Annotated in this window: 18 protein-coding genes; 7 read left to right on the forward strand and 11 right to left on the reverse strand. The window is 65.1% G+C overall.

What is annotated here, in order from left to right:
- Window positions 1–115: 115 nt before the first annotated feature.
- The 3 genes from QFZ36_RS11850 to QFZ36_RS11860 form a co-directional block, all read right to left on the reverse strand.
- Window positions 116–1,279, reverse strand: a complete 1,164-nt coding sequence (locus QFZ36_RS11850; protein ID WP_306636662.1) for a mannitol-1-phosphate 5-dehydrogenase — start codon at window positions 1,277–1,279, stop codon at window positions 116–118.
- On the reverse strand, window positions 1,279–3,372 hold the full coding sequence (locus tag QFZ36_RS11855) for a PTS mannitol transporter subunit IICBA (protein WP_306636664.1): 2,094 nt from the start codon (window positions 3,370–3,372) through the stop codon (window positions 1,279–1,281). Before QFZ36_RS11855 ends, QFZ36_RS11850 begins: the two co-directional genes overlap by 1 nt.
- A gap of 82 nt (window positions 3,373–3,454) precedes the next feature.
- Window positions 3,455–4,180 (reverse strand): TetR/AcrR family transcriptional regulator, encoded by a 726-nt coding sequence (locus QFZ36_RS11860; protein ID WP_306636666.1) that lies wholly within the window; start codon window positions 4,178–4,180, stop codon window positions 3,455–3,457.
- 161 nt (window positions 4,181–4,341) lie between these two features.
- Between QFZ36_RS11860 and ptsP the strand changes: the two genes are divergently transcribed.
- Complete coding sequence (gene ptsP / locus QFZ36_RS11865; protein WP_306636668.1) at window positions 4,342–6,027, forward strand: phosphoenolpyruvate--protein phosphotransferase; 1,686 nt, start codon at window positions 4,342–4,344, stop codon at window positions 6,025–6,027.
- 21 nt (window positions 6,028–6,048) lie between these two features.
- Here ptsP and QFZ36_RS11870 read toward each other — a convergent pair whose 3' ends face one another.
- On the reverse strand, window positions 6,049–6,843 hold the full coding sequence (locus QFZ36_RS11870; RefSeq protein WP_306636670.1) for an alpha/beta fold hydrolase: 795 nt from the start codon (window positions 6,841–6,843) through the stop codon (window positions 6,049–6,051).
- Between the two features lie 57 nt (window positions 6,844–6,900).
- Here QFZ36_RS11870 and QFZ36_RS11875 point away from each other — a divergent pair, with 57 nt between their 5' ends.
- Window positions 6,901–7,302, forward strand: coding sequence for a helix-turn-helix domain-containing protein (locus QFZ36_RS11875; protein WP_306636672.1), 402 nt, complete (start codon window positions 6,901–6,903; stop codon window positions 7,300–7,302).
- On the opposite strand, the gene QFZ36_RS11880 is transcribed toward QFZ36_RS11875, so the two are convergent.
- Window positions 7,265–8,485, reverse strand: coding sequence for a PucR family transcriptional regulator (locus QFZ36_RS11880; RefSeq protein ID WP_306636674.1), 1,221 nt, complete (start codon window positions 8,483–8,485; stop codon window positions 7,265–7,267). The genes QFZ36_RS11875 and QFZ36_RS11880 overlap by 38 nt on opposite strands.
- A gap of 233 nt (window positions 8,486–8,718) precedes the next feature.
- On the opposite strand from QFZ36_RS11880, the gene ald reads away from it, so the two are divergent.
- Complete coding sequence (gene ald / locus QFZ36_RS11885) at window positions 8,719–9,837, forward strand: alanine dehydrogenase (RefSeq protein ID WP_306636676.1); 1,119 nt, start codon at window positions 8,719–8,721, stop codon at window positions 9,835–9,837.
- Window positions 9,838–9,930: 93 nt separating this feature from the next.
- Here ald and QFZ36_RS11890 read toward each other — a convergent pair whose 3' ends face one another.
- The 6 genes from QFZ36_RS11890 to QFZ36_RS11915 all read right to left on the reverse strand — a co-directional run bounded on the left by QFZ36_RS11890 (window position 9,931) and on the right by QFZ36_RS11915 (window position 18,056).
- Complete coding sequence (locus tag QFZ36_RS11890; protein ID WP_306636678.1) at window positions 9,931–11,001, reverse strand: Gfo/Idh/MocA family protein; 1,071 nt, start codon at window positions 10,999–11,001, stop codon at window positions 9,931–9,933.
- Window positions 11,002–11,135: 134 nt separating this feature from the next.
- Window positions 11,136–12,836, reverse strand: a complete 1,701-nt coding sequence (locus tag QFZ36_RS11895; RefSeq protein ID WP_306636680.1) for an ABC transporter family substrate-binding protein — start codon at window positions 12,834–12,836, stop codon at window positions 11,136–11,138.
- 49 nt (window positions 12,837–12,885) lie between these two features.
- On the reverse strand, window positions 12,886–15,123 hold the full coding sequence (locus tag QFZ36_RS11900) for an ABC transporter ATP-binding protein (protein ID WP_306636682.1): 2,238 nt from the start codon (window positions 15,121–15,123) through the stop codon (window positions 12,886–12,888).
- Window positions 15,120–16,109, reverse strand: coding sequence for an ABC transporter permease (locus QFZ36_RS11905; RefSeq protein WP_306636685.1), 990 nt, complete (start codon window positions 16,107–16,109; stop codon window positions 15,120–15,122). Before QFZ36_RS11905 ends, QFZ36_RS11900 begins: the two co-directional genes overlap by 4 nt.
- Window positions 16,110–16,111: 2 nt before the next feature.
- A complete protein-coding gene (locus QFZ36_RS11910) occupies window positions 16,112–17,095 on the reverse strand; it encodes an ABC transporter permease (protein ID WP_091419553.1) in 984 nt (327 codons plus the stop codon).
- A gap of 352 nt (window positions 17,096–17,447) precedes the next feature.
- Complete coding sequence (locus QFZ36_RS11915; protein ID WP_373427041.1) at window positions 17,448–18,056, reverse strand: TetR/AcrR family transcriptional regulator; 609 nt, start codon at window positions 18,054–18,056, stop codon at window positions 17,448–17,450.
- Between the two features lie 128 nt (window positions 18,057–18,184).
- On the opposite strand from QFZ36_RS11915, the gene QFZ36_RS11920 reads away from it, so the two are divergent.
- The 4 genes from QFZ36_RS11920 (at window position 18,185) to QFZ36_RS11935 (ending at window position 22,427) form a co-directional block, all read left to right on the forward strand.
- Window positions 18,185–18,742 carry an NAD(P)H-dependent oxidoreductase gene (locus tag QFZ36_RS11920; protein WP_306636691.1) on the forward strand — a complete coding sequence of 186 codons (558 nt, stop codon included), beginning with the start codon at window positions 18,185–18,187 and terminating at the stop codon, window positions 18,740–18,742.
- Window positions 18,743–18,854: 112 nt separating this feature from the next.
- Window positions 18,855–20,099 (forward strand): non-homologous end-joining DNA ligase, encoded by a 1,245-nt coding sequence (ligD, locus tag QFZ36_RS11925; RefSeq protein ID WP_306636695.1) that lies wholly within the window; start codon window positions 18,855–18,857, stop codon window positions 20,097–20,099.
- Between the two features lie 125 nt (window positions 20,100–20,224).
- Window positions 20,225–21,034, forward strand: coding sequence for a hypothetical protein (locus QFZ36_RS11930; RefSeq protein ID WP_306636696.1), 810 nt, complete (start codon window positions 20,225–20,227; stop codon window positions 21,032–21,034).
- 100 nt (window positions 21,035–21,134) lie between these two features.
- A complete protein-coding gene (locus tag QFZ36_RS11935) occupies window positions 21,135–22,427 on the forward strand; it encodes an aminotransferase-like domain-containing protein (protein WP_306636698.1) in 1,293 nt (430 codons plus the stop codon).
- Window positions 22,428–22,474: the final 47 nt, after the last annotated feature.

A 22,474-nucleotide genomic window follows, 5' to 3' on the forward strand; every position in this document is an offset into this window, starting at 1 on the left:
GACGCATTGGTCAGAAATCCGCAGGAGGTGATGGGGCGTTGGGATAAAAGCCGCAGGAGGTGATGGGGCGTTGGGATAAAGGCCGCAGGAGGTGATGGCGCGTCTCTTGCGGCCTTTAGGCGGGGGTGCGGGCCACCTCCGCCTGGCGCTCCTCAACCAGCGTGGAGACGGCGTTAAACAGCGGGTGCTCCGGCTCCAGGCCCGTGATCCGCGCCGTGGCGTCAGCGGGACTGCTGGATGCCAGGATTTCGGCGAGTTCGGTTGCCTCGGCGTCGGCGGGGTCGTTGAAGCGCAACGCAGCGGCGATAGCGCCGAGCAGGGCCTCCGGCACCACTCCCCGTTCGGCCAGCTCCGCAGCCGGCCCGATGAACCGCTCGTGCCGGCTCAGCTTCCGCAGCGGTGCCCGGCCCACCCGGTTCACGGTATCCGGCAGGTACGGGTTGGAGAACCGGACCAGGATCTTCTGGACGTAAGCTTCCTGTTCATCGTTGCTGAAGCCGTGTTTGCTGACGAGGAGCTGTTTGGTCTCTTCCAGCACCGCCCGGACGTCCTCGGCAACATCCTGGTCCGCCATCGCATCGGAAATCTTCTCCAGGCCCGCCTCGAACCCTAAGTAGGCGGCCGAGGCGTGCCCGGTGTTCACCGTAAACAACTTCCGCTCGATGTACGGCGAAAGCTCGTCCACAAAGGTGGCACCGGGAATCGCCGGGGCGGAACCGCCAAAGGCAGTCCGGTCGATAACCCATTCGTAGAACGTCTCCACTGTGACGTCCAGGCCCTGGCCCGCGGCCTGGTTGGGCACGATCCGGTCCACGGCGGTGTTGGCGAATACGGCCTTGCCATCCAGCGCCCCGGCGGCTGCCCCCGGCTGGGAAGCCACCTCCTTGGCCAAGATGTCCGTGGCGTTGATGGCGTTCTCGCAGGCCATCACCTGCAGCGGCGCCCGTCCGGGCTCCCTTGCAACGATGCCCCTGGCGATGACGGGCGCCACGAACTTGAGGATGTGTGGACCGACCGCTGTGGTGACGATGTCCGCCGTCGCGATCTCCGCGACGAGTTCAGCTTCCTGGGTGTTGGAATTCAACGCCCGGAAGTTGTCCACGGTCCGCACGGCCGGGTTTTCGCCCACCTCGTGCACGGCGTAGCTGTCCGCCTTGGCGAGCTGGTTGATGAGCTCCTCGGCGACGTCGGCGAACACCACCTCGTAGCCTGCGTCGTGCAGGAGCAGGCCTACGAAGCCGCGTCCGATGTTTCCGGCCCCGAAATGTACTGCCTTCACTATGCGTTGACCTTTCCGAAGAGCTCCAGGACCTCGTCCTCGGTTGTTGCGGCCTCAAGCCGGGCCACCTGTTCCTTGTTGGTGAAGACCTTTGCGATGGAGGACAGGATGTGCAGGTGCTCGTTGTTGATGCCCGCGACACCCACCACGAACTTGACCTGCTTGCCGTTCCAGTCGATGCCTTCCGGGTAGCGGATCACGGACACGGCGGACTTGCGGATGTGGTCCTTGGCCGCGTTGGTTCCGTGCGGGATGGCCAGGAAGCTGCCCATGTAGGTGGACACGGACGCCTCGCGCTCGTGCATGGCCCGGACGTAGTCCTCATCCACGGCGCCGCGGGCCAGCAGGAGCCGGCCGGCTTCGTCGATGGCGGCGTCACGGGTGGTGGCCGAACCGTTCAAGACCACGCTCTCCCGCGCCAGGATTTCCGGTGCCCCGGCCGCTGGCTCTTCGGTTTCTGAAGTTCCAGTTTCGGATGGTCGGGCGGCGGTTCCCGCCGCCGCAGTTCCGGCCCCTACACCGGTTGCAGGTCCTGAGGCCGACGCTCCGCCGGGCGTCCCCGCCCCGGCGTCCGGGCCTTCGGTTGCAGACGTACCCTCGGTGTTGCTGTCCCTGACCAGCTCAACGATTTCGTCATAGCGCGGGCTGTTCATGAAGTTGTCCACGGAGTAATGCACGGCGCTGGAGGTGGCCGGTTTTGCGCGCTCGGTCAGGTCCTGGTGGGTGACCACAACGTCGTAGGAGTCGCTGAGGTTGGCGATGGACGCGTTGGTGACCTTGACGTCCGGGAACCCGGCAGCCTTGATCTTGTTCCGCAGCACCGAGGCGCCCATGGCACTGGAGCCCATTCCGGCGTCGCACGCGAAGACGATGTTCTGCACTGGCCTGGCGAGGACGCCCACGCCGCCAGCTCCGGCAGCGGCACCCGCGCCGGTGAGGGTGGAAGCGACCGAGCTCTTCTTGCCCTTCATCTGCTCCATCCGGGAGGTAGCGTCATTGAGGTCAACCTCGTCACTGTGCTTGGTGGTCCTCAAGATGACCGAGGCCACCAGGAAGGAGACGGCGGTTGCCAGCAGAACAGCCAGGATGACGCCGACGTAGCTGTCACGGGAGGTCTGGGCGAGTACGGCGATAATGGATCCGGGAGCGGAAGGCGCAACCAGGCCGGAATTAGTGATGGCGAGGGTAGCGATGCCCGTCATGCCTCCGGCAATCGTGGCCAGGATCAGCAGCGGGCGCATCAGCACGTATGGGAAGTAGATCTCATGGATGCCACCGAGGAAATGAATGATGGCTGCGCCGGGAGCGGAGGCCTTGGCTGCCCCTTTCCCAAAGAACATGTAGGCGAGCAGAAGCCCGAGCCCGGGGCCGGGGTTGGCCTCGAGCAGGAACAGGATGGACTTGCCCTGGTCCAGTGACTGCTGGATGCCCAGCGGGGTGAGCACGCCGTGGTTAATGGCGTTGTTCAGGAACAGCACCTTGGCTGGTTCGATGAAGATACTGGTCAGTGGCAGCAGGCCGTTGTTAACCAGGAACTGCACCACGTTGCCGGCGCCCGTACTGAACGCGGTGACCAGCGGCGAGATGCCGTAGAAGCCCAGCATGGCCAATAATCCGCCCCAGATGCCTGCGGAGAAGTTGTTGACCAGCATCTCGAAGCCCGGGCGGATCTTGCCGTCCCAGATGGTGTCGAGTTTCTTCATGGTCCAGCCGCCGAGGGGGCCCATGATCATGGCGCCGATAAACATCGGGATGCCGGCGCCAACGATCACGCCCATGGTGCCGATGGCACCCACCACGCCGCCGCGGACGTCATAGACCATCCGGCCGCCGGTGTAGGCAATCAGGAGCGGCAGCAGGAATTTGATCATGGGGTCAACAAGGCCAACGTTCTTTACGCCCGCAGCGTTGTTGCCGAAGCCGCCCAGTTCGGGGACGGGAATCCAGCCCTTCTCGATGAACAGGGCTGTAATGAGGCCCCAGGCAATAAAGGCGCCGATGTTGGGCATAATCATTCCGGACAGGAAGGTCCCGAACTTTTGGACGTGCACACGTGCGCTGGTGCGGGGTTTTGCAACTGTCTCTGTTGCCATGTGATTTCCTAACCGTCATTCCTGCAGCTGCGCAGGATGGTCCGATATTTACGACGACGTACTGCTGGACGTTCTGGCGTTTTTAGCCCGCCGGGCTGGCGGAGATGCGGTGAAGCCACTCGAGGAAGAGTTTGAGTTCCGAGCTGGAGAGCTGGTCTGAGTGCGAGGCCTGAAGTGCGGCGTTCAGGGCAATCGCGGCCACCACTACCGAGGACTTTCCGGTGTCGCCGGGGGCCGCGCTGGCGGGCTCGGCTGACACCGCGAAGATCATGGCGTCCCGGGTCATGGTGGACAGTTCGAGGTTCCGTTCGGTGGCGGGCTCCGCAATCAGCATCAGCGTCACTCCCACGTTGGCGGCCAGGATGGACCTGGCTGCTTCCCTGGGCTGGACGTTCAGCTGGCCCGCCGCCGCTGCCTTGTTCAGCATCTCCTCCATCAGCGCCTCGGCATCTGCAACGATGGCGGGGCGGCTTTCGGGCCGGATATTGCCGAACATCACCAAGTACAACTCCGGCTGGTTAAGCCCGAACTGCACATGGTTGTCCCACATTCTCCGGATGTCCTCAAGCGGCTGTCCGGAAGGGGCGAAGTCCCTTTCGCCCGCAACATACTCTTCAAACCCTGCGGCGACGACGGCGTCGAACAGACCTTCCTTGTCACCGAAGTGGTGGTACAGCGTGGGAGCCGATACCCCTGCCAGCTGCGTGATCTGGCGTGTGGAGACCGGCGCTCCCGCGGATTTTGCCAGCAGTTCCGCGGCTGCACGGAGCAGTCGCATTTTGGGGGGAAGCTGGCCATCCAAACTCATAACCGCTACCCTAGCACCTATAGCATTGCTATATGAACTGAATCACATACAATTTTTTTCAGGCACGTTTCCCGCCTCCGGATGTAGCAGTCCCCCGGCGGACCGGCATGGCGCCGGGACAGATCGGCGGGCCTGCAACCGGCAGAGAATGAGGACCTTCAGTGCAGAACTTCCCAGGAGTAGGCGTCAGCCCAGGCCGCGTCATCGGCACCGTCCGGCAGATGCCCAAACCCATCAGTGAACCTCCGGCCGGCGAGCAGCTGGCAGCAGGCACCACCGCCGAGGAAGCCACCGCAGCCCTGAAGGCCGCCGCCCAGGCAGTGCACGACGAACTGAAGTCGCGTGCCGCCCATGCCACCGGCGACGGCAAGGCAGTCCTGGAAGCCACGGCGCTCATGGCCAAGGACACCATGCTGATCAAGGGTGCGGCCAAGCTTGTTGCCCGCGGAACCTCCAGCGAGCGCGCCATCTGGGAGTCCGGCTCCTCAGTCTCCGAAATGCTGCACAATCTGGGCGGCTACATGGCCGAACGTGCCACTGACGTCCTGGACGTGCGGGCCCGGATCGTCGCCGCGCTGCGGGGCGTGCCCGCGCCCGGCATTCCCGCCTCCAGCACGCCCTTCGTCCTGGTGGCCGAGGACCTGGCCCCGGCGGATACCGCCACCCTGGACCCGAACAAAGTGCTGGCGCTGGTCACGGCAGGCGGCGGCCCCCAGTCGCACACGGCCATCATCGCCCGTTCCCTCGGCCTTCCCGCGGTGGTTGCCGCGGTAGGGGTGGACGAACTCGCGGACGGCACCGAAGTGTATGTGGACGGCGCCGCAGGCACCATCACGTCAGCACCGGACGAAGCCCTGCGCTCCGCAGCAGAGGCCTGGGCGGCCACGGCGTCCCTGCTGGCCGAATTCAGCGGTACGGGTACGACGGCGGATGGGCACCAGGTGCCGCTGCTTGCCAATGTTGGCGGCGGCAAGGACGCCGAGGCGGCAGCCAAGCTGGGCGCCCAGGGCGTGGGGCTGTTCCGCACCGAGTTCTGCTTCCTGGAACGCGACACCGAACCCAGCGTGGAAGAGCAGGCCGCGGCCTACAAGAGTGTTTTTGATGCCTTCCCCGGCAAGAAGGTCGTGCTGCGTACACTGGACGCCGGCGCTGACAAGCCGTTGCCGTTCCTAACGGACTCAACTGAGCCCAACCCGGCCCTCGGCGTCCGCGGCTACCGCACCGATTTCACCACTCCCGGCGTCCTGGACCGGCAGCTGGAAGCCATCGCCCTGGCTGAGAAGCAATCCGAAGCGGATGTCTGGGTGATGGCCCCGATGATCTCCACGGCGGAAGAGGCTGCCCGGTTTGCCTCCATGTGCGCTGACGCCGGCATCAAGACTCCCGGCGTGATGGTGGAGGTGCCCTCCGCCGCCCTCACCGCGGAAGCCATCCTGCGCGAAGTGGGCTTCGCCAGCCTTGGCACCAACGACCTCACCCAGTACGCCATGGCCGCCGACCGGCAGTTGGGCCCGCTTGCCAACCTCAACACCCCCTGGCAACCGGCCGTCCTGCGACTGGTGGGCCTCACGGTGGAAGGGTCACGCGCGGAGGGCAACAACAAACCCGTGGGCGTCTGTGGTGAGGCGGCCGCTGACCCAGCCCTCGCCGTCGTCCTTACGGGCCTCGGCGTGAGCACGCTGTCCATGACGGCCCGTTCCCTGGCGGCCGTGGCAGCGGTTCTCAAGACAGTGACGCTGGAGGAAGCGCAGCAGCTGGCCAAGCTGGCCCTGTCCGCCCCCAGCGCTACCGAGGCGCGCGCATGGGTACGGGAAAAGCTGCCTGTCCTGGCGGAACTGGGGCTCTAACCCGCTGAACCCAGGCTGGGTTCAGGCCGTGACGCCAAACCCGTTCACGGCCCGGACCCAGCCGCTGATCGCCTGGGCGGCGATCGCCGGGGCGGTGTGCTGGAAGACGTGGCCCTGGCCCAGGACCTCGGCCATGATGCCCTGCGGGGCAACCCCGGCAAGGTTCTCGCACCAGGGGCGGCGGGCGATGGGATCCCTGGTACCGCGAAGCACCAGGACGGGCTGCCTAACGCCGGCCAGCCGTTCCTCCAGGGGGTATTCCATCATCACCGGCAGTTCGGTCAGGTACCAGCGCGGGCCAGCCCGGAAGTAGTCGCTGAACACAATCGCGTTGGAGGTCAGGGACTCGCTGAACATGGAGTCCCGCGTCAGCGCGAGGGCCTGCTGTGCCACCGTTTTCCGGCTGGGCTCGACCACCGGGCCCATGAGCACTGCCCCGGCCACCCGATCAGGTTCCTTGAGCGCCAGTTCCACCGCGAACTGGGTACCCATGGAGTGTCCCACCGGTACGTAGGTGGAAACGCCCGCATCGGCCAGGACCGCGCTGACAAACGCGGCAAAGTCTTCAACCTGCAATTGGCGCTGGGGCCGTGACGACTTGCCAAAGCCGGGGAGGTCGAAGGAGTAGACGTCGGCCGCTTCGGCCAGCTCGCGGTGCAGCCGCGCAAGGTAGCGGTGGGAGACGCCTATGCCGTGCAGCAGGACGTAGGTGGGGCGCCCCCCGGTCCCGCCAGCCACCCCTGCAGGCTGGACGGAAGCGTAGAGCCTTCCCTGTAAACCGCCGGATTCAACGTCCCGGCCACCACTCAATGCCATCAGGTGAGCATACCGTCAGAACGGCGAAGGCCCCGGTAAGCCCGATAGGCTGGGGCCATGGCACTGATCGCTCCCAGAATCGCGGACGCCCTCCCGCCCGAGGAGGCCGGGAAGCTGCAACGGGCCCTCGCCGGCAGCGACGACATCACTGTTTTTGTGGACGGCACAGTCCACCGGCTCCCACCCCTGGCGCGGGACGCCGTCGTGGACCTCCTCCGACGGTTCAGCCGCGGCGAGGCGGTGACGGTCAGCAGCGTCGAGGACATGCTGACCACCTCGAAGGCTGCGGAGCTGGCGGGAATCTCCCACACCTACCTGCGGAACATGACCGACCGCGGCGAGATCCCCGTGGAGTACCGCGGCAGCCACCGGCGCATTCCGCGGACCGCCATCATGGCCTGGCTCGAGGAGCAGAAGAAGGTCAAATCCGGGGACGAGCCGCCCAGCGCCGCATCTTGAGGGCGGCGTGGAGTTCCAGGCGGGGCATGCCCTTCAGCGGATCTACCCCGAGCAGTTGGCGGATGCGGCCCAACCGGTTGTAAATGCTGCTCCGGTGCAGATGGAGTTTGGCTGCGACGTCCTGGACAGACCCGTCATTGTCATACAGGAGTTCCAGGACCGGGATGAGTTCGCCGTTGCGGTCGTGGTCCTCAAGGACACGGAAGTAGACTGACCCGGGGTCAAACCAGGCTCCAGCCCCTCCCCCCACTGATGCCAGGAGCTGATAGATGCCGGTGGACCGGCAATCCACGAGCTCACCCAACTGCGGGTCAACGGCGGCGGCCTGGGCGGCCAGTCTCGACTGCCGGTAGGCTTCGGCGAGCTCACGGGGCTTGGCAAACCCCTCGCTGATACCCAGGATGATGCGGTGCACCGGGCGGCCGGAACGTTTGGCCAGCTCCAGCTGATAATGGACCAGGACCTGCGCATGGTTTGCCCTGCCCGAAGACTCACGGAAGAGCACCACGGAGTGGGTTTCCGTCCCCGCGCTGAAAAGGGCGACGTCCACACCCACCGTCGCCTGGAGTGCTGCGGACCGGTGGATGAGGGTTGTGGCGATCGGATCGGGGCCCCCGGCCCAGCCGTCGGCGTCCAGCACCGTCACCATCTGCCATGGCCCCCGGCCCTGGATTTCCTTCCAGCCCGCCACGGCGGCCACGGCGTTGGTTTCCCCCGCGCACGCGGCCAGGAACTCCCGTTCGCGCCCGCGCCGGAATTCTGACTCGGCGGTGTTGGAGTCCAGCAGCAGCGCCGAGAGCATCTCCACTTCGTTGGTGACGGCCGGCAACTGGGTGAGGATCGCCGTCGGATTCTCCTCTACCGAGTCCTGCTGCACCCACAGGTAACCCACCCGGAAACCGCGGACCATCAGCGGGACGCAGACGCGGCCCAGCATGCCCAGGTGCGGATTGGCCGGGACCACCACCGGGCGGACGGCGGTGGCTATGCCGTGCGAAAGCTGCCAGGCGCTCACATCCGCCGGCACTTTCTTGCTGAGGAGGAAGTTCACCCGGACGCGGTCCGCATGCGACTGGTTGGAGCTGTAGGCCAGCAGCACCCCGTCCAGGTCCTCCAGGGAAAGGCCGCGGCCCAGCTTCTGCGCCACCTGCTCGACCAGTTGTTCCACGCCCTGCTGCTGCATGGGCCAACACTACTGCTTTTGGACCGCTGCCCACGAACGGACGCGAGGCGACACTTGACGCTCCATCGCTGGACAAACGTCGAGCCAGCCGCGGGAAAAATCGCAGAATTGCGGGGTTTTACTGCGGCTGCTTTGGGCACTGAATGTCAGCTGGCTCACAACCGGATTTATCGTGGAAATACGAAATCCTTCCGCACTTTTCCGGCTTACCAGCCGAGAACCTGGAGCCCACGATGATCATCGGCGTCCCCAAAGAAATCAAGAACAACGAATTCCGCGTAGCCATCACGGCCGCCGGTGTCCACGAGTTCCGCACCCACGGCCACACCGTGCTCGTGGAACGAGGCGCAGGGCTGGGCTCAGGAATCACCGACGAGGAATATGCCATCGCCGGCGCCGAAATCGTGAACGAGGCCGACGACGTCTGGGCCCGCGCCGACATGGTCATGAAGGTCAAGGAACCCATTAAGGCCGAATACCACCGCTTCCGCAAGGGCCTGATCCTCTTCACCTACCTCCACCTCGCCGCCGAGCCCGAACTCACCCGCGAGCTCATCAACTCGGGCGTCACCGCCATCGCCTACGAAACCGTCCAGGAAGGCCGCACCCTCCCGCTCCTGGCCCCCATGTCCGAGGTGGCAGGCCGGCTCTCCGTCCAGGTGGGCGCCTCCTCCCTGATGGCACCGGCGGGCGGCAAGGGCGTGCTGCTCGGCGGCGTACCCGGCGTCCGGCCGGCCAAGGTAGTGGTCCTTGGCGCGGGCGTCGCCGGAACCAACGCCGCCGCCATGGCACTGGGCCTCGGCGCGGACGTGACCATCCTGGACATCAACATCCACCGCCTGCGCGAACTGGACGCCCAGTACCAGGGCCGGCTCAAGACGGTGGCCTCGAACAAGTACGAGATCGAGAAGTCCGTAGTGGACGCCGACCTGGTGATCGGTTCTGTCCTGATCCCCGGCGCCAAGGCACCCAAGCTGGTGACCAACGAGCTCGTGGCCCGGATGAAGCCCGGCTCCGTCCTCGTGGACATCGCCGTGGACCAGGGCGGCTGCTTCGAAGACACGCACCCCACCACGCACCAGGAACCCACCTACAAGGTCCACAACACCATCTTCTACTGCGTGGCCAACATGCCGGGCGCCGTGCCCAACACCTCCACCTACGCCCTGACCAACGTCACCCTTCGGTACGCAGTGTCCCTGGCCAACCTGGGCGTGAAAGCCGCCTTCGACCGCGACCCAGCCCTCGCAGCCGGCCTCAATATCGCCGCCGGCCACGTGGCCCACCACTCCGTCTCCGAGGCCCATAACCTGCCCCTCGTAGCGGACTGGCACGAACTGGTTTCGGCGTAGTCTCCCGGGCTCCGCCCCGCAGCGGAGACCATCCCCGCGTGCTGCTCCTTCGTCGCTCTGACGCACGCTTCCGGATGGCCTCCGCTGCGGCCGTTAACGAGCCATTGCAGCCAGTTCACGTGCTTTTTCTATGATTTTGAGGACTTCCACCGGTCCTGCCGGATCTACTGGGAGGGGTAGGGGCGACTTTGCTCCTCCGTCGAGGATCTTGTCTGCCAGGATCCGGTAGAACTCGGGGTAGGCGCCGCGTTCGGTGGGCAGGGCGTCCAAGTGGCCGTCACGGCCCAGGAGCCCTGCCCACTCGGGCGCCTCCTCGCCGTACTCAGCGTCGAGGGGACTGCCGCCGGCCACGATGTAGGGCTCCTGCGGATCAACGCCGTTCTTGGTGAAGGCCCCTACGGAACCCAGGACGCGGAACCGTGCGCCCTGCTGCGCGCACAGCATGTTCATGGTGAGGTGGCTCAGCACCCCCGACTCGTGCCGCAGCACCAGGAACACGTCGTCGTCCGCCCGCTCATCCTGCCGCCTGGCCCTCAGTTCCGCATGGGCCACGGTGGCCGGGCCGAACAGCAGGAGGGCCTGGTCGATCAGGTGGCTGCCGAGGTCGAACAGGACGCCGCCGCCGTCGGCCGCAGTGGCCCGTGCCTTCCAGGCCTTCGCTATGGTGGGCGACCACCGCTCGAAGCGTGATTCGAACCGTGCCACCTTCCCCACGGCCTCCGCTGCCAAAAGCTTCCGGAGCGTCAGGAAGTCGCCGTCCCAGCGCCTGTTCTGGAAAACGGTCAGCACCCGGCCCAGCTGACGGGCCAGGGCAGTAAGTTCCTGGCCCTCGTCGCTGCTTACCGCGAAAGGCTTGTCCACCACCACGTCCAGCCCGGCCTCCAGGGCCGCCTTGGCAAGCGGGTAGTGCGTGGCCGGCGGGGTTCCCAGCACCACCAGGTCGAGGCCGGCGGCGTGCGCGAGGACCGCATCGCCGTCGTGCACTGTCCTGACGCCCGGGTAGCGGGCAGTCGCCGCCTTCTGCCGCTCCGCGTTGGACGTGGCGATGATATCCAGCGAGTAGCGCCCGTCAGCACCGATTAAGGGGGCGTGGAAGACGCTGCCCGATAGTCCATAGCCGACGACGGCCGTGCGGATGGTGCGTTCAGCTTCAGTCCCGGTCATGGGACTACGCTACTCCCGCACGCTCTCTCACTTAATGGCCCCCTAACCGCCAACGCTCTCTCACTTCCTCGAAGAAAGTGAGAGAGCGTTGCGGGAAAACCCACATTAAGTGAGAGAGCGTCCCGGGGGCGGGGTTACTTCTTTTCCCAGCCGAGGGTGGTCCAGTCCGGAACCTGGGACAGGCTCCGGAACAGGGACGGGCCATAGTTGGCCAGGCCGGTGCGGACGAAGGAGATCTGCGGGCCGTTGAAAAGTACTCCCATGGAGAAGTACTTGGCCATGTGCTTTTTCTCGATTTCCATGGCCGCCTTGTTGCGTTCGGCATTGTCCTCGATGGAGGCCACCTTGGCGATCTCGGCATCCAGTTCGGCATCGCCGAGCTTGTTTACGTTGATTTCCGAATTGTAGAACTGTGTTACGCCTTCGGTTGCATCCGCGCTGACGGTGTAGCCCGACAGGCTGACGTCGAACTCACGGGTCCCAACGATCTTGCCGAAGTCAGCCGATCCATGCTGTGCGATTCCCACGTCCATGCCTCCGGCCTTCAACTGGTCCACCAACGTCTGTGTGGTGGCCAGGGAAGTGGGGTCATCACCGAAGTTGGCGACTTTGTAAGAGACGGGCACGCCGTCTTTCTCCATGATGCCTGAAGCGTTGGGCGTGTACCCCGCGTCGGTAAGGATCTTCTTGGCAGCCTCTGGCCCGGTTTCCTTGACGGGGTAGTTGTCTTGGTAGTACTCCGAGAAGGGCAACAACAACATGGAGCCGGAACTAGGCTCTTGCCAGTTGAGGCCGTTGAAGCGGACATTGCGGATGGCTTCCCGATCGACCGCGGCGAACATGGCTTTGCGAACAGCGGCGTCGGTAATCTTCTGGGCGTTGATGTTCATGCCACCGGCGAAAAGTCGCTGACCTCGCCTGACCTCAGAATCCTTCGTGCCTTCGAGCTGTTTGTAGAGCGAGATGGTGTTGGCTGACATGGCGTCGATTTCGCCATTCTTGAAGGCGGCAGTTTGGGCGCTGCTCTCCAACTGACGGAAGACGACGTTCTCAAGTACAGGCTTGGTGCCCCACCACTTTTCGTTAGGCACCAGGCTCACGGTCTTGGCGGCGCTGTCGTATTCGTCCAGCTTGAACGGACCGGCCATCCACTCCGGGTGCATGTCGCCACTAAAGCCCTCGTTAAAGATCTCGGGGGTATTGACGGCCGGGTGGATGATCCCTGTAAACAATGAATCCAAGGGGTAGACAGGCTGGCTCGTCTTGACGATGACTTCCTTGTCGCTGCTGCCGGCCTCCACTGATTCCACAAAGGCGTAGTTGCCGGAGCTGACGATGTCGTAGCCGGCGTCCGGGCTCTTGAGGATGTTCCACGTGTTCTGGAAGGCCTTGACGTCAATGGGGGTGCCATCGTTGTAGGTGGCCTTCTCGTTCACCTTGATGGTGATGGTCTGCTTGCCATCCTTGACTTCACTGTCCACGGACTCGCAGAAATCCTTGTTGGGGACAACCTTTCCATCGAAGGCGATGTCCCAGCAGCCCCAGGTGCCCGCTTGGTCGATGGGGCGGTGCAGTGCAGTGTTGTCCGCGCTGTTGCCGTTATTGGAGAAACCGTTGAAGTCCGGGCCGATGTTGCCCAGCGGAAGGGTGACCTTGCCGCCCTGTTCAAGATCGGCTGCCGGCTTTTCATTAATGCTGATGAGCTTGGACAGGTCACTGCCTGCCTCCTGCCCCTTCGCCGTTTCCGGCCCGCTGGCTCCGCCACCGCCGCAGGCCGTCAGGGTCAGAGCAGCGGCAATGGCCGCCGCTCCGCCGATCTTGGTCAGATTCCTCATGGTGTTCCCTTCGTTGGTGCGGGTGGTGATGCTGGTGATGGGTGGAAATCTAGGGTGCATGATGGTCCGCGGAATCGTGGACTACCAGCATGTCCTCGTCCAGTTCTCCGTCGGGGAAGAAGCAGGCGAAGCGTTGGTCCAGCGCGGGCAGCGGGCCGGCCGCCAGGGCCTGGGCAGCTGCGGAGGGTGCCACTGGTTCCAAGGGAGGTTCCAGGGTGAGGCACTTTTCCTTCTTCGCAGCCGGCAGGGCGGCGAAAACGGGGCAGCGGGTGGCGAAGTTGCAGCCCTTGGGGGCATCCAGCGGGGAGGGCAGGTCGCCTTGGAGGGTGATTCGTTCCCGGCTCCGCTCCACCTGCGGGTCCGGCACCGGGATGGCCGAGAGCAGGGCCCGGGTGTAGGGATGGCGGGGGTTATCGAACACCCGGTCCACTTCGCCGATCTCCACGATCTTGCCCAGGTACATCACGGCGACGCGGTTGGAGATGTGCCGGACCACTGAAAGGTCGTGCGCCACCAGGAGGTAGCTGAGGCCAAGTTCGGCGCGGAGCTTGTCCAGGAGGTTGATCACGCCCGCCTGGACCGAGACATCCAGGGCGGAGACGGGCTCGTCGAGGACCACGAGTTTGGGATTCACGGCCAGGGCCCGGGCGATGCCGATGCGCTGGCGCTGTCCGCCGGAGAACTGGTTGGGGAAGCGGTTGACGTGGTCCGGCTGGAGGCCCACCAGCTTCATCAGTTCCATGATGCGCTTCTTGATGGCCTGCCGGTCCATGCCTGCGTTCTGGAGCGGTTCGGCGAGGACTTCATAGACGGTGAAGCGCGGGTCCAGGGCGCCGGTGGGGTCCTGGAACACCATCTGGAGTTCCCGCCGCATCGCGCTCTTGGTCCGGGCATCGGCGGCCTGCTTGTTGCTGAGCCCGCCGATCACCACCTCGCCGTCCTGGTCCTTGTGGAACTCCATGATTTCCAGCAGTGTGGTGGTCTTGCCGGAGCCCGACTCGCCCACGATGGAGAAGCATTCCCCCTCGCGGATGTCGAAGCTGAGCCCGTCCACAGCTTTCACCGTGCCGATCCTCCGCTTGAGCAGGGCGCCTTTGGTCAGCGGGAAGTGTTTACGCACATCCTTTAACTGCAGGACTGCGGTGCGCTCTTCCCGCGGGATGGAGTCGAAGTTGGAGACGGGCACGGGCGGGGCCGAGAAGACGTCGTGGACGTCAACGTCGCCGCCGAGTGAACCGGACTTGATGCAGGCGGACCGGTGCAGGTTGCTTGCTGCCACTGGGGCCAGCGCGGGTTCGCCGTCCAGGCAGGCCTCGGAAGCGAGCGGGCAGCGGGGCGCGAATGAGCAGCCGGTGGGTGTGTGGATCAGGTTGGGCGGTATGCCTTCGATAGGGACCAGCGACGCCTTCCCCGCCACGTCCACCCGCGGCACGGCGCCCAGCAGGCCCATCGTGTAGGGCATCCGGGGGTCGTAGTAGATATCCACCACTGCCCCTGTTTCCACAGGTTTGCCGGCGTACATCACCATAATGTCGTCTGCCATACCCGCCACGACGCCGAGATCGTGCGTGATCATCACGACGGCGGCACCCGTTTCCTCCTGCGCGGTATGCAGCACCTCCAGGACCTGGGCCTGGATGGTGACGTCCAGGGCCGTCGTCGGCTCATCCGCGATCAGGACCCGGGGGTTGTTCGCAATGGCGATGGCGATCATCACGCGCTGGCGCATGCCGCCGGAGAACTCGTGGGGAAAGGCTTTCAGCCTGTCCTTGGGGCTGGGGATCCCCACCATGGCCAGAAGTTCGACGGCGCGGGCTTCTTTGGCCTGCTTGCTCATGCCGGGATGGTGGATGGTGAGCGCTTCGATGATCTGGCTGCCCACCGTATACACAGGCGTCAGGGAGGACAAAGGGTCCTGGAAGACCATGGAAAGCTCGTTGCCGCGGTAAGCGCACATCGCTTTATCGCTGAGGCCCAGCAGCTCCTTGCCATGGAGCCGGACCGAGCCGACGACCTCTGCGGTGGTGGGCAACAGACCCATGATCGCCAGCGACGTGACGGACTTGCCGGAACCGGATTCCCCCACGATGCCGAGCGTCTTGCCGGGAAGGAGGTCAAAATCAACACCCCTCACGGCGTGCACCACCCCGTTTTCGGTATTGAAGCTGACGTTGAGGTCCCGGACGGACAGGACGGCGTCGGTGGGACCGTGCAGCCCCGCGACGTGCAGCCGCTCCACGGCTGACTGGGGCTGTTCGGTAGGCCCGGCAACGATTTCGCTGCTCATGAGGCGCTCCTCTTCACAAGGGTTTTCGGGGCCTTGCGCTTGCTTGCGCTGCCGCTGGAGCTGGAGCTCGGATCGAAGGCGTCGCGCAGTCCGTCGTTCATCATGGCCAGCGAACCGGTAAGCAGGAACATCACGGCGAGGGGGACCCAGAACATCCAGGGAAAAGTCTGCACCTGTGAGGTGGCTCCGCCGATGAGGACGCCGAGGCTCACATCCGGGACCTTGATGCCGATACCGATGAAGGAGAAGGCCACCTCCGCAAGGATGGCGCCCGTGACGCCGCGGGTGACGTCCAGGACCAGCAGCGAGCCGATGTTGGGGACCAGGTGGCGCCAGACAATCCGGCGGGGCGGGACGCCCATGTACTGTGCGGCCTTGACGTAGTCCCGCTGCATCAGGGACATGGACAAGGACCGGATCAGGCGGGCTGTACCCATCCAGCTGAAGACCAGCAGCACGATGATCAGCAGCAGCCAAGAGGGCAGGTCACGCTTCAGGCCTGCGCCTCCGCCGCTGGTGGCTACGGCGACCACCAGCAGGGCCGGCATCATGATGAGCGCCTCAAGGATGAAAAGCATCACCTTGTCCGCCTTGCCGCCGAAGTACGCCATGGTGCACCCGTAGACGGCGGCGATCAGGACGGACACAAGGCCCACCACCAGGCCGATCAGGATGGAGATCCTGGTGCCTTCGACAGTCATGGCGTAGAGATCGATGCCTGCCTGGGAGGTGCCGAGGTAGTGCTCGGCCGACGGCGGAATGCCGATGTTGAAGGGGTCGATCGTCTCCTTGTCCCACTGCGTGAAGTACCCGCCGATGAAGGAAAAGATGGTCAGCCCGAGGAAGATGGCAAGGCCGGCCACCGCCGTCTTGTTGCGCAGGAAGCGGCGGAAGATGATGGTGTTTTTGCCGATGACGACGTCGGCATTTTCCAGGTGCGCGTCCTGGGCGACGGCTGCCGGGTCCACGGCGTTGAGGTTGGTCATGGCTACTGCACCCGCACTCTCGGGTCAACAAGGGTGGTGGCGAAGTCCGCCAGGATGGCCCCCAGGGCAAAGATGACGGAACCGTAGGCAAGGGTGGCCGTGGCGGCGTTGACGTCCTGGAGGGAGATGGCGTCAATGCTCCAGGAGCCCACGCCGGGCCAGGCGAAGATCTTTTCCGCGAAGAACCCGCCGGCGAAAATCGCCGGGATGGTGAACGCGATGCTCTGGGCCACGGGGATGAACGAAACCCGCAGCGCATGCCGCGAGATGGCCTGGTTCCGGGTGAGTCCCTTGGCACGGGCCGTCCGGACAAAGTCCGCGTTGACGTTGTCCAGGAGGTACTGGCGCTGGGCTATCTGGTAGGACCCCCAGCCCACCAGGGTGATGGCAATGGTGGGAACGGCGTAGTGCGCCAGCATGTCCACGAACTGCGCCCATCCCGGCGCTGTCCCGGGGGTGGAGATGCCGGTGACGAAGAAGATGCGCTCCCCCACGGTTTCGTTGATGTTGATGGCGCCAAGCTGCACCAGGAAGTAGGCGATGGGCGCGGGCACTATGTAGGCCAGGTAGCTGTAGGACGTGATGACCCGGTCCTGGAACTTGTACTGCCGGGCTGCGGAGTAAACCCCCAGCGCCACACCGATGACCAGGGTCAGGATGATGGAGGCCAGGAAAAGCCGGGTGGAGATCCAGACGCGGTCGCCAAACTCGGCGTTGATGTAGGCACCGTTGGGGCTGCGGCCCCAGTCCCAGCGCGTGACGATGGCCGTGAGCCATTCCACGTAGCGCTCCCAGGGGCTAAGGTCCGGGTCAAGGCCTTTCAGGCGCATGGAGTTGGCCACCTGCTCCGGCGTGGGCCGGGGGATGCGTTCCTGTTCCAGCAAGGCCGGTTTCAGGGAACTGACGGCCAGGAAGTATCCCGCCGAAGTGGTCAGGAAGATCATAAAAACGTACGTGATGCCGCGCTTTGCGAGGTACCTGAGCATGGGACTAGTTCTGTTTCGCCGCCGGCAACTGGATGACGGGGCACCAGGAAGTCCGCTGATGGACCAGGGTATCGGGCAAATCAACAATCACGTGCTGGATCCTTCCGTTTTCCCCGCGTTAGCGGGGGTTGTGCCGCCTCGCAGGGTCCTTTGCCAGCGGATAGCTGGCAACCCGCTGGCTGTGGGGCCAGTCCTGTGGACTATGTTGCGGGTCACATTCCAGAGGAAACTATCACAAGCGCCCCCTTAAACTGTGGGCGCATGCGCACAAAGCCACGTGCCCGTATCAGATTGTTATGAATAACTTTGTGAAATTGATGTGACTGGACGAGGGGGCTGGAAAAGGCGTAATCTAAGCGCCGCTGACAACCCGTGTGACAAGATCCCGCCAGGATGCGGCCAGCCGCTCCACACTCACACCATGTGCCTGCACGAGGTTGAGGAGCCTGTCCGGGGCGAGGGTGGCGGCCAGCGAGCGGGCCATCAGCCAGGGATCCGTTTCGAAACCCCCTTCGCGCAGGAGTACTTCGATGTGGCGGTGCCACAGGGCTGCGGCAGGGGGTTCGGAACGCCCGTGCGGCGTGTTTTCGGCCGCGCGCGCCAGATCGCCGAATTCCATGGTGTAGGCGATGCGTTCCACGCCGAACGCGATGAGGCGCCCCAGCGCCGGCGCTCCCGGGCCCAGCGGCGGCGGCCCGAACAGAAAGCGCTCCTGGAACGCCGCCTCGGATTCGCTCAGCAGCGTGAGCATGAGTCCGGCACGGCTGCCGAAACGGCGGAAGATGGTGCCTTTGCCCACTCCCGCCTGCTCCGCGAGCCGGTCCATGGTCAGCCCTTCCGCACCGCATTCACCAATCAGTTCGCGGGCCGCCATGAGCAGGCGCTCCCGGTTCCGCGCAGCATCGCTGCGTTCCGCGCCGTCCCTTGACGACTGCGGGGGCCGCATTGAGATGGAGCTCACATTCCATATTCTAGACCCGAGGAATAAGAAGCGGACCATAGTCCGTTTACATGGGTGAAGGCATCAACAAGCCTGTGTTGTTCCCGGCCGGCGGTCCCCCTCCCGCCGCCCTTACCCCAGGAGTCCCCATGACTAAGAGCACCGTCCTCACCCTCGTCGGCAGCCTGCGCGCCGAGTCCACCAACCAGAAGCTGGCCGAAGCCATCCAGCTGAACGCGCCGGAGCAGGTGGAGGTTGTCATCCACGAAAGCCTGGGCAACATTCCCTTCTACAACGAGGACATCGACGTCGAAGGCCACGTTCCCGCCGCCGCTGCCGCCCTGCGCGCCGCAGCCAACGAGGCCGACACCCTCCTGCTGGTGACCCCCGAGCACAACGGCACCGTTCCTGCCGCACTGAAGAACGCCATCGACTGGCTGTCCCGCCCCTTCGGTGCCGGCGCCCTCGCAGGCAAGCCCACCGCCGTCGTCGGAACTGCCTTCGGCCAGTACGGCGGAGTCTGGGCCCAGGACGAGGCACGCAAGGCGGCAGGAATCGCCGGCGCCCAGATCCTTGAGGACGTCAAGCTTGCCGTTCCGGGCTCCATGGTGCGCTTCGCCGAACTGCACCCGAAGGACGACGCGGAGGTTGTGGAGCAGATCAAGGGCGTGTTCGATGCCCTTGCAGCCGTCCAGACTGCCGCCTAAGCAGCAACCACAGGTGCCCGGCGCGAATCTTCGCGCCGGGCACCGTTTTGCTTAACCCGAATGGGGCAGCCGTGCTCTGGCTGCCGCAGCCGATCATTGCTAGCGTGACGCCATGAACCCCTCGAAGACCCCGGCCGAGATCCTCGACATCGCCGGCGCCGAGGTGCGCATCTCAAGCCCTGACAAGGTGGTGTTCCCCGGGCCCGGGCTGACAAAGCTTGACCTGGTGAACTATTACCTCTCCGTTGCGGACGGAGCGCTGCGGGGCGCCGGCGGCCGGCCCATGGTGCTCAAGCGTTTCCCCAAGGGTATAGACGCCGAACCGTTCTTCCAGAAGCGCGTACCCGAGAACCACCCCGACTTTATTGAGACGGCAACGCTGCACTACGCATCAGGAGCGTCAGCCGAGGAAGCCGTGATCCGCGACGCCGCAGGCCTGGCTTGGGTGATAAACCTCGGCTGTCTTGACCTCAACCCGCATCCCGTCCGCGCAGAGGACCTCGAGCACCCGGACGAACTTCGGGTGGACCTGGACCCCATGCCGGGAGTCGACTGGTCCCAAATAGTTGACACCGCCTTCGTGGCGCGCGAAGTGCTCGACGACGCGGGCCTGGTGGGGTGGCCTAAGACGAGCGGGTCCCGTGGGCTGCACATTCTGGTCCGCATCGCACCGCAATGGTCGTACCGTGACGTGCGGCTCGCGGCCGAAACGCTCGCCCGCGAGGTGGAGAACCGCGCCCCTGGCCTCGCCACCGCACGGTGGTGGAAAGAGGAGCGCGGGGAGAGCGTCTTTGTTGACTTCAACCAGAACGCAAAGGACCGCACGGTGGCGTCCGCCTACTCAGTCCGGCCCCTGCCCGATGCCCGTGTGTCAACGCCGCTGGCGTGGGATGAGGTGCCTTCTGCCCGGCCGGAGCAGTTCACGGTGCGCACGGTGCCCGGACGTTACGCGGACGTGGGCGACCCGCACGCGGGGATGGACGATGTAACGGGCTCGCTGGACGGGCTTCTGGCACTGGCCGCTGAACTCGGCCCTGCCGAAAAAGCACCGCGGAGCGGCGACGGCTCCGGGCGCCGGCAGTCGGCGATGCCGTTGATCGAGGTTGCGCGGACCAAAACCAAACCCGAGGCGCTGGCCGCCCTGGACGAGTGGAAGTCACGGCATGCCCACCTCATTCCGGCCCTGCATCCGGCGGACATCCTGGTTGATGGAATGCGTGGATCCAGCTCGCTCTGGTACCGCGTCCGGGTGAACCTGCAACACATCCCGGAGGCGGAGCGGCCGCCGAAGGAGGACCTCATCGCGGACTACGATCCCTGGGCGGGAAAGGTGTGGCCAGGCCGCCAGGGATCCTGACACGACGTACGGCACCGCCGTGACCAACTCTTGTCCCAACCGGTACCTCCCGGACATTCCCCGGTAAATGCGCCGGCCGTAACGTTAATCCACGGAACGTACCCGGACGGGATTGCGGTGCAGGCATGGCAGACAGGCGCAGCGGTGGCAGGCGGGTGGCGGTGGTGCGCGCCGTACTGACGGCGACTGCCCTGGCGTTTCCACTGTGGCTCACCTCCTGCTCCAGCCCGTCCCCTTCAGCCACTGCCCCGCCTTCCTCGGCCCCGCTGGCGGCCGCCGCCCCCGATCCCCATCCCACCGAGGCGGCGCTGCCTGCTGACCCCGCCCCCCAGCCGCAGGACCCGCCTCCGCCCGGAGCAGCGGCCAGTCCCGTGCCACTGGAAACGCAGGCAAGCGGGCCCCCTGCCACCTCCACCGGAACCTCGCCGGGGGGCACCTCCGTTCCCGGCACGGGCCCGTCGGCAGTGCCGGCGTCGGAAGATCCCGCCCCATCCGCCCAAGCTCCCTCAGGCGGTACCGCTGCCAGGCGGGCCGTGACGGCCTACTACGTGCTGCTGGACGACGGCGGCAGCAAAGGCGTGCGCTTCGGCTGCAACGACAGCCTGGTGGGGGTAGTCCGAACCAGTCCCGGCGGGGAGCCACTGCCTGCCGCGGTGGGCGCGCTGCTGGAAGCACCAACCGAAGCAGTGTTGTCCAGGCCTGCATCTGACCTGTACAACGCACTGTCCGGTTCCGACCTGAAATTCCTGTCGGGCAGCTTCGACGGCACCACGGTCACGCTCTACCTGGCCGGAACGCTTCGGCTGGGAGGAGTTTGCGATATCCCCCGGGTGGAAGCGCAGTTGGCCCAAACGGCGGTGGCCGCTGTGGGTGCCGTCCGCGCTGAAATCTATGTCAACGGCCGCGGCCTCGCGGAAGTCTTGCGGTTGGACTGACCGGCCTGCGCCCGGTTCCCGCCGCAGTATTTCCGCAGCCACGCATGTTTCACTAAACGGATGTTGCCCTACTGGCAACTGGCGGCTGTATATTGTGGATGTGAGCCACGAGACACTCGACGCCGCAGCACGGACGCTGCCAGCCGAAGCCATTGATGCCATCGAGCGGGCGGCCACGTCCGCCCACCGCCATGAGGAACTGTTCTCAGAGCGCGCAGCCAACATCCGCCAGTCCGCGGTCCGTGACGTTTTTGATATTTCCTTGCGGCCCGGACTTGTTTCACTTGCCGGCGGAAGCCCCTACCTGCAGTCCCTTCCGCTGGACCGGCTGGCCACCACTGCGGCTGCCATCATCGCCGAGGACGGCCTGACCGCACTGCAGTACGGCAGCGGGCAGGGCACCCTCGAGCTCCGCACACAGATCTGCGAAGTGATGGCGGCCGAAGGCATCCTCGACGCCCGGCCGGAAAACGTGGTGATCACCGCAGGATCCCAGTCAGCGCAGGACGTCGCCACAAAACTCTTCTGCAACCCTGGTGACGTGGTGCTGGTGGAAAACCCCACTTATGTAGGCGCGCTGAATGCCTTTGAGGCCTATCAGGTCCAGGTTGAAACGGTGGAGATTGACGGGGACGGCCTCGTTCCGGATCTCCTCGAGGCGAAGATCGCGGCCCTGCAGCTGGCGGGCAAAAACATCAAATTCCTGTACACGATCCCCAACTTCAACAATCCCTCCGGCATCACCCTCGCTCCGGAGCGGCGGCAGAAGATCGTGGATATATGCCGCAACTCGAATATACTGATCCTTGAAGACAATCCCTACGGACTCCTGCGCTTCGAGGGTGAGCTGCTCGCACCGCTCCGGGCGGACAATCCGGGCGACGTCATTTACATGGGGTCCTTCTCCAAGATCTTCGCTCCCGGGCTTCGCATTGGGTGGGCCTTGGTGCCGGAACACCTGCAGCGCCGGTACTACCTCGCGGCGGAAGCCGTCACGTTGTGCCCGCCTGCCCTCAACCAGATGCTGGTCTCCGCGTACCTGCGGGACTACGACTGGAGGGGCCAGATCGAGACCTACCGCGGACTGTATGCCGAGCGCTGCCGTGCCATGCTCACAGCCCTTGAGGCCCACATGCCCGCGGGCACCAGCTGGACCACCCCGGAAGGCGGCTTCTTCGTCTGGGTGACACTTCCGGACGGCGTGGACACCTACCCGCTGCTGCTCAAGGCGATCGACGCCGGTGTGGTATTCATCCCCGGCGCCGCCTTCACGCCGTCGGACGAGCCGTCCAACAAACTGCGCCTCGCCTACAGTGCCGTGCCTCCGGAAGCGATCACCGAGGGCGTGCGCCGCCTGGCGCCGGTCCTGCGGGAAGCCATCGCCGGGCTGTAGCCTAGGGCTCACCGGACTTAAGCCGCATACCAAGCAAAGGAGCAGTA

Origin of the sequence: Pseudarthrobacter siccitolerans (assembly GCF_030823375.1) — a bacterium.
GTDB lineage: Bacteria > Actinomycetota > Actinomycetes > Actinomycetales > Micrococcaceae > Arthrobacter > Arthrobacter siccitolerans_A.

Coding starts and splice junctions, on each gene's coding strand:
- QFZ36_RS11855 (WP_306636664.1), bottom strand. CDS start 3,372: ATGGCAACAGAGACAGTTGCAAAACCCCGCACCAGCGCACGTGTGCAC.
- QFZ36_RS11860 (WP_306636666.1), bottom strand. CDS start 4,180: ATGAGTTTGGATGGCCAGCTTCCCCCCAAAATGCGACTGCTCCGTGCA.
- QFZ36_RS11870 (WP_306636670.1), bottom strand. CDS start 6,843: ATGGCATTGAGTGGTGGCCGGGACGTTGAATCCGGCGGTTTACAGGGA.
- QFZ36_RS11875 (WP_306636672.1), top strand. CDS start 6,901: ATGGCACTGATCGCTCCCAGAATCGCGGACGCCCTCCCGCCCGAGGAG.
- QFZ36_RS11880 (WP_306636674.1), bottom strand. CDS start 8,485: ATGCAGCAGCAGGGCGTGGAACAACTGGTCGAGCAGGTGGCGCAGAAG.
- ald (WP_306636676.1), top strand. CDS start 8,719: ATGATCATCGGCGTCCCCAAAGAAATCAAGAACAACGAATTCCGCGTA.
- QFZ36_RS11890 (WP_306636678.1), bottom strand. CDS start 11,001: ATGACCGGGACTGAAGCTGAACGCACCATCCGCACGGCCGTCGTCGGC.
- QFZ36_RS11895 (WP_306636680.1), bottom strand. CDS start 12,836: ATGAGGAATCTGACCAAGATCGGCGGAGCGGCGGCCATTGCCGCTGCT.
- QFZ36_RS11900 (WP_306636682.1), bottom strand. CDS start 15,123: ATGAGCAGCGAAATCGTTGCCGGGCCTACCGAACAGCCCCAGTCAGCC.
- QFZ36_RS11905 (WP_306636685.1), bottom strand. CDS start 16,109: ATGACCAACCTCAACGCCGTGGACCCGGCAGCCGTCGCCCAGGACGCG.
- QFZ36_RS11910 (WP_091419553.1), bottom strand. CDS start 17,095: ATGCTCAGGTACCTCGCAAAGCGCGGCATCACGTACGTTTTTATGATC.
- QFZ36_RS11920 (WP_306636691.1), top strand. CDS start 18,185: ATGACTAAGAGCACCGTCCTCACCCTCGTCGGCAGCCTGCGCGCCGAG.
- ligD (WP_306636695.1), top strand. CDS start 18,855: ATGAACCCCTCGAAGACCCCGGCCGAGATCCTCGACATCGCCGGCGCC.
- QFZ36_RS11930 (WP_306636696.1), top strand. CDS start 20,225: ATGGCAGACAGGCGCAGCGGTGGCAGGCGGGTGGCGGTGGTGCGCGCC.